The organism is Streptomyces hypolithicus, from assembly GCF_052934925.1.
Map to the genome: position 1 here is coordinate 2,821,983 of NZ_CM128811.1, position 14,685 is coordinate 2,836,667.

At 66.6% G+C, this 14,685-nt stretch carries 13 protein-coding genes and 1 pseudogene; 3 read left to right on the forward strand and 11 right to left on the reverse strand.

Features of this window, described 5'->3' with window-relative positions:
• Positions 1-123 precede the first annotated feature (123 nt).
• The 5 genes from ACU6WZ_RS13305 to ACU6WZ_RS13325 form a co-directional block, all read right to left on the reverse strand.
• Positions 124-1,086, reverse strand: a complete 963-nt coding sequence (locus ACU6WZ_RS13305; RefSeq protein ID WP_447033565.1) for a pirin family protein — start codon at positions 1,084-1,086, stop codon at positions 124-126.
• A gap of 129 nt (positions 1,087-1,215) precedes the next feature.
• Positions 1,216-1,740, reverse strand: coding sequence for an LppU/SCO3897 family protein (locus ACU6WZ_RS13310; protein WP_447033567.1), 525 nt, complete (start codon positions 1,738-1,740; stop codon positions 1,216-1,218).
• A 184-nt stretch (positions 1,741-1,924) separates the two neighbouring features.
• Complete coding sequence (locus tag ACU6WZ_RS13315; protein ID WP_447033568.1) at positions 1,925-2,389, reverse strand: SseB family protein; 465 nt, start codon at positions 2,387-2,389, stop codon at positions 1,925-1,927.
• A 34-nt stretch (positions 2,390-2,423) separates the two neighbouring features.
• Positions 2,424-2,720, reverse strand: a complete 297-nt coding sequence (locus ACU6WZ_RS13320) for a DUF397 domain-containing protein (RefSeq protein ID WP_447033570.1) — start codon at positions 2,718-2,720, stop codon at positions 2,424-2,426.
• Entirely contained in the window at positions 2,677-3,552 is an 876-nt protein-coding gene (locus ACU6WZ_RS13325) for a helix-turn-helix domain-containing protein (RefSeq protein WP_447033571.1), read from the reverse strand. Before ACU6WZ_RS13325 ends, ACU6WZ_RS13320 begins: the two co-directional genes overlap by 44 nt.
• A 115-nt stretch (positions 3,553-3,667) precedes the next feature.
• Here ACU6WZ_RS13325 and ACU6WZ_RS13330 point away from each other — a divergent pair, with 115 nt between their 5' ends.
• The gene (locus ACU6WZ_RS13330) at positions 3,668-3,856 is read left to right on the forward strand and encodes a hypothetical protein (protein WP_447033572.1); all 189 of its coding nucleotides are present in this window, start codon (positions 3,668-3,670) and stop codon (positions 3,854-3,856) included.
• On the forward strand, positions 3,853-4,221 hold the full coding sequence (locus tag ACU6WZ_RS13335; protein ID WP_447033573.1) for an ATP-binding protein: 369 nt from the start codon (positions 3,853-3,855) through the stop codon (positions 4,219-4,221). The genes ACU6WZ_RS13330 and ACU6WZ_RS13335 overlap by 4 nt, the downstream gene beginning before the upstream one ends.
• A 504-nt stretch (positions 4,222-4,725) precedes the next feature.
• Here ACU6WZ_RS13335 and ACU6WZ_RS13340 read toward each other — a convergent pair.
• Positions 4,726-5,226, reverse strand: coding sequence for an SMI1/KNR4 family protein (locus tag ACU6WZ_RS13340; RefSeq protein ID WP_447033574.1), 501 nt, complete (start codon positions 5,224-5,226; stop codon positions 4,726-4,728).
• Between the two features lie 57 nt (positions 5,227-5,283).
• Here ACU6WZ_RS13340 and ACU6WZ_RS13345 point away from each other — a divergent pair, with 57 nt between their 5' ends.
• The gene (locus ACU6WZ_RS13345; RefSeq protein WP_447031609.1) at positions 5,284-6,444 is read left to right on the forward strand and encodes an IS4 family transposase; all 1,161 of its coding nucleotides are present in this window, start codon (positions 5,284-5,286) and stop codon (positions 6,442-6,444) included.
• A gap of 243 nt (positions 6,445-6,687) precedes the next feature.
• Here ACU6WZ_RS13345 and ACU6WZ_RS13350 read toward each other — a convergent pair whose 3' ends face one another.
• From ACU6WZ_RS13350 to ACU6WZ_RS13370, 5 genes and pseudogenes are all read right to left on the reverse strand, one after another.
• Positions 6,688-6,993: a hypothetical protein gene (locus ACU6WZ_RS13350; protein WP_447033575.1), complete on the reverse strand. Its 306-nt coding sequence runs from the start codon at positions 6,991-6,993 to the stop codon at positions 6,688-6,690.
• A 461-nt stretch (positions 6,994-7,454) separates the two neighbouring features.
• Positions 7,455-7,853, reverse strand: a pseudogene (locus ACU6WZ_RS13355) (RHS repeat-associated core domain-containing protein); the annotation flags it as partial.
• Between the two features lie 211 nt (positions 7,854-8,064).
• Positions 8,065-9,225, reverse strand: a complete 1,161-nt coding sequence (locus ACU6WZ_RS13360; RefSeq protein ID WP_447031609.1) for an IS4 family transposase — start codon at positions 9,223-9,225, stop codon at positions 8,065-8,067.
• A 107-nt stretch (positions 9,226-9,332) separates the two neighbouring features.
• Complete coding sequence (locus ACU6WZ_RS13365; RefSeq protein WP_447034019.1) at positions 9,333-10,604, reverse strand: IS256 family transposase; 1,272 nt, start codon at positions 10,602-10,604, stop codon at positions 9,333-9,335.
• 45 nt (positions 10,605-10,649) lie between these two features.
• Positions 10,650-14,585, reverse strand: a complete 3,936-nt coding sequence (locus ACU6WZ_RS13370) for a putative T7SS-secreted protein (protein WP_447033577.1) — start codon at positions 14,583-14,585, stop codon at positions 10,650-10,652.
• Between the last annotated feature and the right edge of the window lie 100 nt (positions 14,586-14,685).

The window sequence follows — 14,685 nt, forward strand, 5'->3', positions numbered from 1 at the left end:
TCATGGGCGGCGTACGGCGGCCCGGTGGGGCGGTCCGCCCGGGTGACGGGCCGTCACCTGGGCCGTGGGACGCCGCCCTGGGTGCCCATGCCGTGGACTTCGTCGGTGGACCGTTCGTGGACCCTAGGCGCCCATGCCGTGGACGGCAGGGACGGTGCCGAGGCGGCCTCGCTGGAAGTCCTCGAAGGCGCGCTTCAGTTCGCCCTCGGTGTTCATGACGAACGGGCCGTAGTGCGCCATCGGCTCGCGGATCGGGCGGCCGCCGAGCAGGACGACCTCCAGGTCCGGGGTGTTGCCGTCCTGCCGCTCGTCGGCGCGCACGGTCAGCGACCCGCCGTCGCCGAACACGGCGGTCTGTCCGAGGCGGACGGGCCGCCGGTCGCCTCCGACTGTGCCGCGCCCGGCCAGGACGTACGCCAGTCCGTTGAAGTCCTCGCGCCAGGGCAGGGTGACCTCGGCGCCGGGGCGGAGCGTCGCGTGGATCATCCGGATCGGGGTGTGCGTGATGCCGGGGCCCTGGTGGCCGTCCAGCTCTCCCGCGATGACCCGCAGCAGCGCGCCGCCGTCGGGCGAGGTCAGCAGCTGCACCTGGCCGCCGCGGATGTCCTGGTAGCGGGGGGCCATCATCTTGTCGGCGGCCGGCAGGTTGACCCATAGCTGAAGGCCGTGGAAGAGGCCGCCCGACATGACCAGCGACTCCGGCGGCGCCTCGATGTGCAGCAGGCCGGAGCCGGCCGTCATCCACTGGGTGTCGCCGTTTCGGATGGTGCCGCCGCCGCCGTTGCTGTCCTGGTGCTCGAACGTTCCGTCGATCAGGTACGTGACGGTCTCGAAGCCGCGATGGGGGTGCCAGGGGGTGCCCTTCGGCTCCCCGGGGCTGTAGTCCACCTCGCCCATCTGGTCCATCATGATGAACGGGTCGAGGTAGGCGTAGTTGATGCCGGCGAAGGCCCTGCGCACCGGGAACCCCTCACCCTCGAAGCCGGCCGGGGCGGTCGTGACGGCGAGCACGGGACGCGATACGGCGTCGGTAGGGGCGGCGACCTTCGGCAGGGCCAGCGGGTTCTCGACGGTTACTGCGGGCATGGCGGGCCTCCTTGTACGACAAGTTTAGTTGAATGTCGAACTTCTTGCCAGTCGCAACGAAAGACGCCCGGGAGGCATTCCCCCCGGGCGTCTCCGGCAGCGGGCGCGCTTCTCGCGCGCCGCCGGCCCCTACTTCTTGATCTCGTCGATGCAGAGCACGAACTGCTTGCCCGAGCTGCGCCGGCCGGCCTGCTGCTCCTGGTAGCCGATGTCCGACTTGCCCTCGCACTTCGAGGTCTCCAGCGTGTCGGATAGCACCTCGACCACCTTGTACTTGGCGTCGGCGCCCCCGCACTCCACCACCTGGAGGTCGGGGCTCACCGTGGTGCCGTTGTTCTTGAGGCAGTCGCCGGCCTCGGCGTGGTCGGCATCGTTCTGACTTGCGAAGTAGCCGACCACGCACATGATGGCGACGACCACGCCGGCCACGATCTGGAAGATCTTCTTGGCACCCGGGCCGCCGCCACGGGACGGCGGGGTAGGGGCCGGCGGAGCGTTCCACTGCTGCTGGGGCGGGTACGGCTGCTGCGGCTGCGGGTACCCGTAACCCGGCTGGGGCGGATAGCCCTGCTGCGGGTGCTGCTGCGGCGGCTGCTGCCCCTGCGGGTAGGGCTGGCCGTACGGGCCGGGGCCCTGCTGCGGCGGGTAGGTCATGCGGAAGTTCCCCCGTGACGTCGCGATTGCTTGGCGTGAGCACGCTATGACATCACACCGACATCCACCCATCGAGGTGGCCCCCCGGGCACCAACTGCGGGGACGGTGAAGGTTCTGCGTGCGGCGACGACCCCTGCCCTGTGGCCCCCGGCGCTGCCCGATGCGTAACCGGTGAACGCCTGCTCAGCCGTACATCCGGCGCATCGCGAAGTCGACCATCTGCTCCACGGCCTTCGCGTCGAAGACCATCCGGTGCTCGCCCTCCATGTCGAGGACGAAGCCGTACCCGGTCGGCAGCAGGTCGATCACCTCGGCGCCGGTGATCACGAAGTACTTCGACTCCTTGCCGGCGTACTTCCGCAGCTCCTTGAGCGAGGTGAACATCGGGATCACCGGCTGCTGGGTGTTGTGCAGCGCGAGGAATCCGGGGTTGTCACCGCGCGGGCAGTAGACCCTCGACGTGGCGAAGATCTGCTGGAAGTCCTCGGCGGACAGCGACCCGGTGGTGAAGGCGCGCACCCCGTCGGCGAGCGAGGGCGGCGACGGCTCCGGGTAGAGCGGCTGCTCCCCGTAGCCGCCCTGGGGCGGAGGCTGCGGCGGCGCGTACTGCTGCTGCTGTCCACCCTGATTCTGGTCGTAGCCGTACATGGGCGTAAGAGTACTGAGTACGGGGGACCCGCGCTCAGCCGTCCAGCCGACCGGTGGCCTTGAGTGCGGCGACGAAGGGGACCCAGGCGCGGGCGGGGAGGACGAGGGCGGGGCCGTCCGGGATCTTGGAGTCCCGGACGGGGACGACGCCGGGGATGTCGTCGGCTACCTCGACGCAGTCGCCACCCGATGTGTTGCTTTGGCTGCTCTTGCGCCAGTGCGCGGCGCCGGGGAACGCCTCGGCGATCTCGACACAAAGTCCCTCTGGGGCGTTGCTGTAGCTGCTGCTACGCCAGCAGGCCGCGCTCAAATCCACGTGGAGATTTGCCATTTCGATAGTCCTCCGCTGCCGCTTCGATCATTCGCAGGGACACCTCAGGCGGCAGTGCCGCAGCTCTGAGCCGATCGTAGGCCTTCGCGTACTGACCCACGATCTCCGGCTCATCAATGATCTGGCCGCTGTACATGCCCTCGGTGTACATGAGTGGCGGGGCACCGCCAAAGGTCATGAGCCACGTTGTTCCCATCATGAACGGATGGGCGCCGGCGTTCCACGGAAGGATCTGTGGAATGAATCGCCGGCGCCGAGCAACAGCAGCTACATGGGCGAGCTGCTCCGCCATGTCGTTAGGCCCAACGATCGGCTGGAGCAGGATCGACTCGTGGAGCACGACCCAGGACGCGGGCCCATCCGGTTCCTCGAAGACCCACGCCCGCTCTCGCCGTGCAGCCACCTTTGCTGCAACCGCGTACTCGTGGTCAAGTGGGCAAGCGGCGTGGACAACTGCTTCGATGTACGGCTCCAGTTGCAGAGGGCCAGGAATCAACGAGGGGCTCCACTCCTCGATCTCCCGAGCATGACCTTCCAGCGCGACTACATCCACGAAGTACTCGGCGTGAACGCTCCGCCTCGCCTTGCGTACGTCCTCGCAGCGGCGCTCGAAGAACCCGTCCGTCCCCAGGGCGCGATCCACGTGGCACGCCAGATCCAGCGGCATTCGCCGCGTACCGCGCTCGATCTCGCTCAGATAGCTCGGCGCGTAGAAGCTGCCCTCGACCGTCTCCTGAAGCGTGCGGCCCGCTTCCTCGCGTTTCCAGCGCAACTCCTTGCCGTAGAAGGCGGGGACGCTCGCCGAGCCGTCGATGTCCTTGCGTGCCGCCACCGTTGACCACCTTCCACACTGTGCGCTGTGGAGCCCGAAACCCTTCCACCGTACGCCGCGATGCGTCAGCGTGTGACTACTTCGTCACAGCAAGCAACGGAAGGGCGTACCCGCCATGGACCTCGAAGCCCAGACCACCGTCCAAGAACTCCGCGCCGCACTCACCGCTCACGGCATCACCCTCCCCTCCCTCGGCAGAGACTTCGGCAGCCCGCCGCTGGTCCTCCTCGGCAACTGCAACCTGGCCACCGCCCGCGCACTGACCTCCGCCCTCTGTAAAGCGACGGCGGAGGTGGACCGGTGAAGCCGTTCACCGCCGAGCTGCTCGCCGTCCCGAAGGCGGTACCCGTACTCCGCCACAGCCTGCGGCAGCACGTACGGCAACCCTGCCCCGATCTCCAGCTCTGCGTCAGCGAGCTGCTGAGCAACGTGATCACGCACCTAGGTGAGGGCACGCCGGTCACCGTCCACATCACCCGCACCCCCGACGGCCGCACCCGCGTCGAAGTCACTGACCCCGACCCGCGCGTGTGGCCCGTACTGCGCCACGCGGCCGACAGCGACGAGTCGGGCAGGGGCCTGGCCATACTCGGCGCCGTATCGCTGCGCTGGGGCGTGAGCCAGGGGCCCGACAGCAAGACGGTCTGGTGCGAGCTGCGCGACACGTGACTACGGGCCACCGCCCGCCAACCCACGCCAGCAGGTCTGCCCGAGCTGAACCGCAGCTCGGGCGCAAGGAGTTGCCAAGCCATGTCGTTGTAGAGCATGTAGAGGATCCCCTGCAGGCGGAGCCGGTGCACCACCGGACGCGAACCCCGGCGACCGCTCCGGCCAGGGGACCAGTCGTCGTCCACGATCGGAGGCCGAGTACTCACCCATCACGAACGGCCGAATCGTCACACCGGCTGAGATTCCCCGCCTGTCGGCAACCGGACCCGCCGCCGTGCTCCGGACGCGACCACGCGATGATGTGCTCCCACTGGCGTCGCCACCATCAAGCACGCGCCCGCCGTTGCCACTACAAGCAGCGAGGCCACACATTCGCGGGACGGCTCGGCAAGAACCGTCGCAACCCCCCATTCCAGCCGCTACGGAATCGGTAGGCACGAGGCGGTCTCCGCGATGCCCCCGAGCCGAACCCTCCGGTCCCCGGCAGTCAGGGCATCAGACTGGCTACAACCGACGGAACTCATGGGCGCTCAGAGGGAAGCGAGAGGACAGGAAGCTGGAGCGCAGGTCGCCACTGAGGACATTCGCCAGGAACTGTGTGGCGGTGGCGTGGTGGTGCTCCCAGCGTTCACCGCGCGCTTCGTTCACCAAGATGGTCCACTCTGCCGGGTCAGTGTCTTCTCGAACGAGCCAGTATAGGCATTCACCGTTGTCAGTGGTTGCCCAGGGGACGACCCGGGTACCCGCGTCTTCAAGTTCTTCCGGCTTCTTCTCGAATTCCCAAAGCCCTTCGATGGCTTCAGTCTGCTGGTCCTCCCATTCAATGAGGTCGTAGTTGTCGTTCGGGCAGTCCGGCTCAAGGAGGTACAGGCAGTCGTCCCAGTTGCTGCCTCCGTAGGCGTGAATCAGCTCTTTGTAGTCAGGGGGCAGCGGCATACCAAGGGCCAGCTCGACTGTCGTCCAGTCCTTCTCTCGCCGCTCGCCGGGCGGGGGAATCAGTTGCATGAGTCGGGCCAGGGAGCAATGGTCATGAGTTAACGCTCCAGGTGCGAGGATCTTTGGGTGGAGCGAGTTGAGGGTGCGGTCGCAGGGCGGCTGACGGATGACGTGTCGATCGGGCTGCTGGCGACGGTGTTTCCGGAGGAGGCGGTGCAGGCCGCGGTGGACGAAGCTGGGGCGCGTGAGGAGCGGACCCGTTCGTTGCCATCGAAGTTGATGATGTATCTGGCTATGGCGTTGTGGCTGGAGCCGGGCAAGGGGTATGTGCGCACGCTGCGGGGCTTGCTGGAGGGGCTGCGGTGGTCGCGGGGTGGCTGGGACGGTTACCGGGTGCCCAGCGACGGGGCGATCTCTCTGGCCCGCTACCGGCTGGGGGAGGCACCGCTGCGGAACCTGTTCGACGAGGTCGCCGCACCCGTCGCGGATGAGCGGATGCCGGGGGCGTTCTGGCGGGGTCTGCGGCTGATGGCGGTGGACGGGACGGTCTTCGACCTGCCCTCCGGCCGGCACAACGAGGCCGCCTTCGGCGTGCCGTCCGGCGGTAGCCGTCCGCAGGCCCGCCTGGTGGCGCTGGCGGAGTGCGGCACCCTGGCCCTGGCCGGGGCGGCTTTCGACTCCATCGAGGTCGGCGAACGGGCCCTGTTCGAGCGCCTGCTGGACCGGCTGGGTCCGGGCATGCTGCTGCTGGCCGACCGGGGCTTTCCGTCCTACGACCTGTACACGGCCGCCGCCGCGACGGGTACCGAACTGCTGTGGCGCGTCTCAGCCTCCTTCGCCCTGCCCGTCAGGAAACGCCTGGCCGACGGCACCTACCTTTCCGAGCTGCGCGGTACCAGGCGCTCGGAGCGTGTGCCGGTGCGGGTCATCGAGTACAGCGTGGCCGACGACGACGGGGTCAGCGAGGTGTTCTGCCTGATCACCACCCTGCTGGACCCCGAGGCAGCCCCGGCACTCGAACTGGCCCGCAACTACGCGGAAAGGTGGTCGGTGGAAGTCCTGTTCAAGCTGGTCAAGGTCGACCTGCGGACCAGTGGCGGCGTCCTGCGTTCGGGTAAACCCGAGGGCGTACGCCAGGAGTTGTGGGCCCTGCTCTGCGTCTACCAGGCCCTGCGCACTCTGATCACGAAGGCCGCCGTGATCGCGGGTGTCGACCCGGCCCGCATCAGCTTCCCGCCCGTCCTGGACGCCGTCAAAAGCTCCGTGCGGACGGCCTTTTCCCCCTGACCTCCTCGCGAAGGCCCTGCGCTTCTTCATAGCCGACCTCCCCCGACATGCTCATCCGCGAACGCCCCAAGCGCACCGCGCCCCGAACCACGAAGCGCCCCCATCTGAGCTACCGAACCCGCAGCTCAACCGACCCTGGAACCCGCCACGTCACCCGCACCATCGTGCTCCACCAGCTGACGCCCGATCCGGATTAACTCATGGTCATTGGGCCAGGGAGGGGTTCACGGTGTTCCCCCAACTTTAGCTGAAGAATTTGCGCACTTCTCGAGGCGGGAAGCCTCCCTTCTTCCACTGATAAGCCAAATGGGAGGCGGACATTGCAAAGTCCTCCCGATTCATGTCATCCGATGTTGATCCGTGTACGTTTCCGTCACTTAGAAACAATTCAAGATCCCCTGACGCTTCCCCGTTTCCGTTAGCCGGACGCACCGTGCGCAATTCTTCATCGAGAACCAGAAATGCTTCACGATCGTTATCATAGCGGCATCGGTACAGATGTCGTGAGTCTTCGCTCTGCGTCAGCAGAAGGTGGAATGCGTGGGTCATTATTACTCCTCATCTATTGATGGCTTCCTGCCGTAACCATCTCTGGCCGCCGCATCCGGATCCCATGTATACCCAGCGTCTAGCGTAGCTTGGTGTGCGTCCTTGTAACTTGGGTTTCCAGTCTCTCGCATTTTGTTTGACTCGTACAATTCATGCCGCAGTAGATCGATGTCTGCGGGGTGAGCGCCGCCCTGTCCGAGTCGCCCCCAGGCTTCGGCAATGCGCGGGTTCGCATCGAACCTGGCCGTGTATGTATCTCCGTAGCTGTCCAGGAGGTGCTCTTCGTGGAAGAGGTGTTGTTTTATTTGGCCAATGTCAGATCTGCTGAATCCGTGCTCTGCTGCCGTGGCAGAGACTTCTCTGATGTCATCGGCTGCACGGATTGAGCCATAAGCGTCGTCGGCCCATTCGGTATAGAAGTCGGTGTCGTTGCGGACTCGGCGGAACGCTCCGCCGCCGTGACACGCTGCGAGTCCTAGGGGATCGCACCAGGTGTGCGGGTTGTTGACATAGGTACTTGAGTTGGGTGCAGCGCGCAGGCCGAGAGGGTCAGAGGTGAGATATCGGGCCGTCTCGGGGTCGTAGTAGCGGAAGTAATTGTAGTTCAGACCTGTTTCGGGGTCGTAGTACTGACCGGGGAATCGCAGCGGAGTGTATGCCTTCGCTGAGCGGTTCCATGCTGTGATTCCCCACAGTGTGGGGCGGGCGTGCCAGGCGATGTCGCCCTGCTCGTCGACAAGTTCCGTAGGGGTGCCTACGAGGTCGGTGACGATATTGTAGAAGCGTATTTCGACTTCGGCGTCCGACAGGCTTTTGCGCTCTGTTTGGGCCAAGGGGCGCAGGCCGTCGTGGTCCCAGGTGCAATGACCATGAGTTAATCCGGATCGGGCGTCAGCTGGTGGAGCACGATGGTGCGGGTGACGTGGCGGGTTCCAGGGTCGGTTGAGCTGCGGGTTCGGTAGCTCAGATGGGGGCGCTTCGTGGTTCGGGGCGCGGTGCGCTTGGGGCGTTCGCGGATGAGCATGTCGGGGGAGGTCGGCTATGAAGAAGCGCAGGGCCTTCGCGAGGAGGTCAGGGGGAAAAGGCCGTCCGCACGGAGCTTTTGACGGCGTCCAGGACGGGCGGGAAGCTGATGCGGGCCGGGTCGACACCCGCGATCACGGCGGCCTTCGTGATCAGAGTGCGCAGGGCCTGGTAGACGCAGAGCAGGGCCCACAACTCCTGGCGTACGCCCTCGGGTTTACCCGAACGCAGGACGCCGCCACTGGTCCGCAGGTCGACCTTGACCAGCTTGAACAGGACTTCCACCGACCACCTTTCCGCGTAGTTGCGGGCCAGTTCGAGTGCCGGGGCTGCCTCGGGGTCCAGCAGGGTGGTGATCAGGCAGAACACCTCGCTGACCCCGTCGTCGTCGGCCACGCTGTACTCGATGACCCGCACCGGCACACGCTCCGAGCGCCTGGTACCGCGCAGCTCGGAAAGGTAGGTGCCGTCGGCCAGGCGTTTCCTGACGGGCAGGGCGAAGGAGGCTGAGACGCGCCACAGCAGTTCGGTACCCGTCGCGGCGGCGGCCGTGTACAGGTCGTAGGACGGAAAGCCCCGGTCGGCCAGCAGCAGCATGCCCGGACCCAGCCGGTCCAGCAGGCGCTCGAACAGGGCCCGTTCGCCGACCTCGATGGAGTCGAAAGCCGCCCCGGCCAGGGCCAGGGTGCCGCACTCCGCCAGCGCCACCAGGCGGGCCTGCGGACGGCTACCGCCGGACGGCACGCCGAAGGCGGCCTCGTTGTGCCGGCCGGAGGGCAGGTCGAAGACCGTCCCGTCCACCGCCATCAGCCGCAGACCCCGCCAGAACGCCCCCGGCATCCGCTCATCCGCGACGGGTGCGGCGACCTCGTCGAACAGGTTCCGCAGCGGTGCCTCCCCCAGCCGGTAGCGGGCCAGAGAGATCGCCCCGTCGCTGGGCACCCGGTAACCGTCCCAGCCACCCCGCGACCACCGCAGCCCCTCCAGCAAGCCCCGCAGCGTGCGCACATACCCCTTGCCCGGCTCCAGCCACAACGCCATAGCCAGATACATCATCAACTTCGATGGCAACGAACGGGTCCGCTCCTCACGCGCCCCAGCTTCGTCCACCGCGGCCTGCACCGCCTCCTCCGGAAACACCGTCGCCAGCAGCCCGATCGACACGTCATCCGTCAGCCGCCCTGCGACCGCACCCTCAACTCGCTCCACCCAAAGATCCTCGCACCTGGAGCGTTAACTCATGACCATTGCTCCCAGGTGAGGGTGAGGTCTCCGGCGGGTCTGTCCAGTCAAAGGTGTAACTGGGTTTGGTGTGGCTAGAGTTGACCTGCAGTGAGGCGGCCGTCGAAGGCAATGTCGAAGGCGTTCATCGCACCCTTCCAGCGCATAGTCCAGCGTTTGCGGCCGGCGCCGGTGGGGTCGAGGCTCATGACGGCCATGTAGACGCATTTGAGGGCGGCCTGCTCCGTGGGGAAGTGCCCGCGGGAGCGGACGGCCTTGCGGATGCGGGCGTTGACGCTCTCGATGCTGTTGGTCGTGCACACAATGCGACGTATTTCCGCATCAAACTGGAGGAAAGGCGTGAACTCTGCCCAACTCGACTCCCAGAGACGGACGATCGCCGGATACTTCTTCCCCCAGACCTCGGCGAACTCCAGGAACTGCGTCGTGGCCGCGTCCTCGCTCGGCGCGGTATAGACCGGCTTCAACGCCTTCGCGATTTTGTCCCAGTCCTGGCGGGCCGCGTACCTGAACGACGCCCGCAAGAGGTGAACCACACACGTTTGCACAACGGTACGGGGCCAGACTTCGCCGACCGCGTTGGGCAGCCCCTTCAGTCCGTCGCAGACCAGCATGAGGACGTCTTCGACGCCTCTGTTCTTCAGTTCCGACAGCACCCGCAGCCAGTGTTTCGCGCCTTCGCCGCCGTCGCCGGCCCACAGCCCGAGGATGTCCCGGTGCCCTTCGGCAGTGACCGCCAGAGCCACGTAGATCGGCCTGTTCGCTACTTGGCCATCGCGAATCTTCACGTTGATAGCGTCAATGAAGACGACGGGGTAGACGCGGTCAAGCGGCCTGTTCTGCCATTCCGCCATGCCGTCCATCACCTTGTCGGTGATCGTGGTGATGGTCGTCTTGGACACGTTGGCGCCGTAGACCTCGGCCAGGTGCGCGGAGATCTCCCCGTGTGTGAGGCCCTTCGCGGACAGCGAGAGCACCATCTCGTCGACGCCGGTCAGCCGGCGCTGCCGCTTCTTGACGATGGCCGGCTCGAAGGACCCCTCGCGGTCGCGGGGAACGTCGATCTCGACCGGGCCGATGTCGGTCAGCACGGTCTTGGAACGGGTGCCATTGCGGCTGTTGCCACCGTCCTTGCCCGCCGGGTCGTGCTTGTCGTAGCCGAGATGGTCGGTGATCTCGCCCTCCAGGGCGGACTCCAGAACCGTCTTGGTCAACTGCTGCAGCAGCCCGCCCTCGCCAGTCAGCCGCAGCCCCTTGCTCCGGGCCTGCTCGACGAGCTGGTCAATGAGCTTCTGCTCGACCGTCGGGGTCTCCAACGACGGCTCCGCCTGGTCGCCGGCGGCCACACACTCGGTCACGGTGTCAGTCACTTGATGTCTCTTCCTTGATCATCAATTACACCGGAGACCGTACAGACCCTCTCCGGCAGCCTGTTCGGCGAGAGTAGTGCCGTCCCAGGTGAAGTTCACCTCTTCGACGACCGTGTTGCGGTCGTCAGCCAAGCGCTGCTTTGCCATGCGGCGGCCCAGCGGGTCGTACAGGTAGCGCCATGTCGCGCCGTCTGGGGTAAGGACTGAGGTCAGACGGTCCTCTGCGTCCCAGGTGTAGCGCCACGTGTCCCGTCTGTGTGACAGACGTGTTTCTTGGCGCAGGATGATTCGCCCCGCGCTGTCGTGTTCGAAGTTGACTCCACCTGCCGAGCGGATTCGACTGCCCTTGTAGATGCGCGGGCCCGTCGCTCCCTGCCCTGGCATGGCATCGGGCCAGGATGCTGCAGTCTGATTGCCTGCCTCGTCGTAGGCGTACGTCTCCGTCCAGCCCGCCGCATGTACCGCGGTGACGCGGCCTACCAAGTCAAGTTCGAAGCGGCGGTTTCCGTTCAGCTGGTCTTCAACGCCGGTCAGATGGCCGTCTGCCCTGTAGGCGTATCGGCGGCGCTGTTTTAGCTGACTGTTCGGACCGACGAGTTCCTGTTTGCTCAGTTGTCCGAATGTGCCGAAGGTGTGCTCCAGGATGAGGCCGCCGCCGAGGTGTCGGGCCACTTCCTGTCCGACTAGGTCGCGTTCGAACGACAACTTACGGCCGGAGGTCGTCAGTTCGGTGCAGTTACCCGCTGCGTCGTAAGTCCGGGTGCTTGTCGCGCCGGTTGGTGTGGTGCGGCTGGTACGCCGGCCCAGGACGTCGTACGAGAAGGTCAGAGTGCGGTCGTTGACCGTCTCGGATATCAAACGGCCTGCGGTGTCCCGTTGCCGGGCCAGGACCGCATCTGGACCGGTCACCTGGGCGAGGCTGCCCGTCACGTCGTAGGAGAAGGTCATAACCGATCCGGCTACGTCCTTTTTCGCCGTGCGGCCGAGGACATCGCGCTCGTAGAGGATGGTCTGGCCTGATGCAGTGGTCCGGGCCGTCAGCTGACCTGCCGCGTCATACTTGTACGACAGAGCCCGGGAGTCGAAGTCCGCTTCGGCGACGAGACGTCCCGCCGGGTCGTATTCGTATCTCCAATCCAACCCCTGCGGGTTGGTGACCTTGCGGAGATTGAGCTCCGTGTCGTACTCGAAGGTATAGCGCACTCCATCCGGACCGGTGCGGGCTGCTAGCAGATCGAAGTGGGTGTACTCGAAGTGGGACACCGCGCCCATGGCATCGGCGTGGCTGAGGCAGTTGCCCTCGCCGTCGTATGTCCACGACTCGGTGGTCCCGTCCGGGCAGGTGTGTCGTGAAAGCTTGCCCTCGACCGTCCAGTCCAGTGAAGTGACCGCATCCAGAGGGTCGGTGATGGTGGTCGGGCGGCCGAACCCGTTTCGTTCATAGCGGGTCACCGCCCCCAGGGGGTCGGTGGTCTGCAGCGGCAGGCCAGCCGCGTTGGAGCGCACCGCTGTTGCCGCGTCGAGGGCATCGGTGACCGTGGCAAGGTTGCCGAGGTCGTCGTATGCGAAACGGGTCGTCGCTCCGGCCGAGTCCGTCACCGAGATCCGGTTCGCGAAGGCGTCGAATTCCTGGCTGTGGCGCGAGCCGTCCGGCCCTGCGATCGAAACGGGCAGGCCGAGGTCGTTGTAGCCGACGCTGGTGTACGCCCCATCCGGGCGGACTGCCATCACCATCCGGCCTGCGGCGTCGTAGCCGTAGCTGGTGGTGCGGCCCAGCGGGTCGGTGATCGTCAGAGGACGGTCTCGCTCGTCATACGTGCGCCGGGTCGTCGCCCCGTCCGGGCCGGTTTCGGCGACCACTTGGAGGCGGCTGTTGACCAGGAAGCGCTTGGTGTGGCCGAGGGAGTTGGTGACTGTTGTGACCTTGTGGCCGGTTTCCGGGTCGGTGTCGTCGTAGGTGAAGGTGTTGCGCAGGTGGCCGGCCTCGCCCGACTGGTAGGTGCAGCGGTGCTGGTCGTCGTAGACGTATCTGTACGAGGAGTTGTTGGTGTCCGTCCAGGCGGTGATGCGGCCCTGCTCGTCGTTGGTGAACCGGGTGGGGATGCCGGACGAGCGGGTCACGGTGGCGAGGTGGCCGTGTGTGTCGTAGCTGAAGCGGACCAGTTCCTGGTCGCCGCCGTCGGGGGCTGCGCCCGCCAGGTGCAGGGCGGTGATGCGCTCGCCCTCGGTGGTGATCTTCAGGTGGTAGCCGGCTGAGTGCACGATGCCGGTGGGGGTGCCGTCGGTGTCGTAGTCGAAGGTGACGTACTGGCCCGACTTGTCGGTTATCTCGTAGAGGAGGGCGATGCCGTTGCCGTCGCCTCCCGGAGCGGTGAAGTGGCGGGCCCTGCCAGCTACCGGGTCGGTGATCGTGTAGTTGCCTTGCAGGTCGACGGTCAGCGGGTGTGGGTCGCCCGCGTCAGGCATGACCGAGATGCCGGGGGCGGGGTGCGGGTAGGTGAGCAGTGCGCCGTCGTGGCGGATGTGGACGACGCCCTGGGCGTCGATCTCCAGGTGTTCGTCTGCGGTGGATGCCCAGGCGGGCCCGAACCAGTACCCGTTGCGGTAGGAGGACTTGAAATTGCGGGTGAAGGTCAGGGGCAGCGCGGCGGGCAGGGACACGTCTGTCTCGGGCAGCAGCATCCGGCCCGATGCCACGTCGACCGGGTCGCCCTCGCAGCGGCACTTGTCCGGGTCCTGACTCTTGTCCGGGCCCCCGTCGGCTTGCTCTCTGCCCTTCCCCGGTGCTCTCCTCAGCCCGCCCCTGACTACCCCGCCGACCCCCTTGCTACCGATCAGGTTGGACAGAAACCCACCGGTGGCGTCCAAAGGATCGCTTGACCATCCCGAACCGATGATCCCCTTCGGGATGCGCTCGGGATGGGCCACCATGCCCAGGAGGTTCGTCCCCAGCAAATGCTGCTGCTTGGACCACTCGGCGGGGTGGGTGAGGTTGTAGTGGTCCAACGGGTTCAGCGTGCGTGCCAGCACCACCATGTCGCCCGCACCCTTGACGAAGCCGCCCAACAAGTGGATGGCGTTCGGGCCCATGGCCACCACGTAGTCCTTGGCGTCGGCGACGAGCCGGTCGCTGAGCCCCTGCTTCTGCGGAGCGTGCTCCAGAGCCTGCTTGACGCGCAGGTACGCGGCGCGTGCCGCCTCGGTGCGCTGGCGCCGGGCTTCGGAGAGGATCTCCTGCGCCTCGCGGCGGCCCGCCTCGCCCGGGTCCTGGAACGTGCCTGGCTGGGGCGGCTTGGGGCCGGGATCACCGCCCGTGGCGGCAACCTTGTTGTACTGAGTGGCGGCCTCGTTGTACTGGGCGACCTGCGCGTCGTACGCCTTCGCCGCGCTCTGACTGGCCCGCTGAGCACTCTTGTACGCCTCGATCGCGGCGACCGCCTGCCCCTGGGCCCAGCTCACGGCATCCCCGTACGCCTTCAGGGCCTTGCCGGCCTCCTCGCACGAGTCGGCCGCCTTCAACCACGCGGGCGGCTGCATCCCGAACTTCTCCCGGAACGCGTCACCGGCCTTGCCCTGCCACGCACCACTGTCCAGACCGCGCAGCCCCTGGCCGACCGTCTCGAACGCCTTGCCGAAGTCAGCCAAGTGGGACGCCCGCGCCTCGATCGCCGGGGCGCTGCCGTGGATGAGTTCCTTGGGGTCCTCGCTCTCGCCCAGCTGCCGCTCGGGGACATCGCCCCCCAGGCGGTTGTTCATGCCTTCGCCGTAGTCCCGGACACCTTCGGCGATCCGGTCGGCGCCCACCGATGACAACCCGTCGGCCACCCTGTCCGTGACCCGGTTGGTAGCCTCGCCGACGCTCTCCTTGGCGGAGTCGAGGGCGCCCTCGGCCTTGGCAACGAAGTTGTCGGTGCCGCTCTTGATCGCGCTGCCTATCCCAGGCAGGTCGAGGCCCATCAGCGCTCACCCATCTCAGAGTGCGGTTCGCACTGTAATGCCGGGTTTGGTGTCGCTCGATGGGGTGGCGTTGGGGCATCTCTGCCGGTCAGGCGTTCGA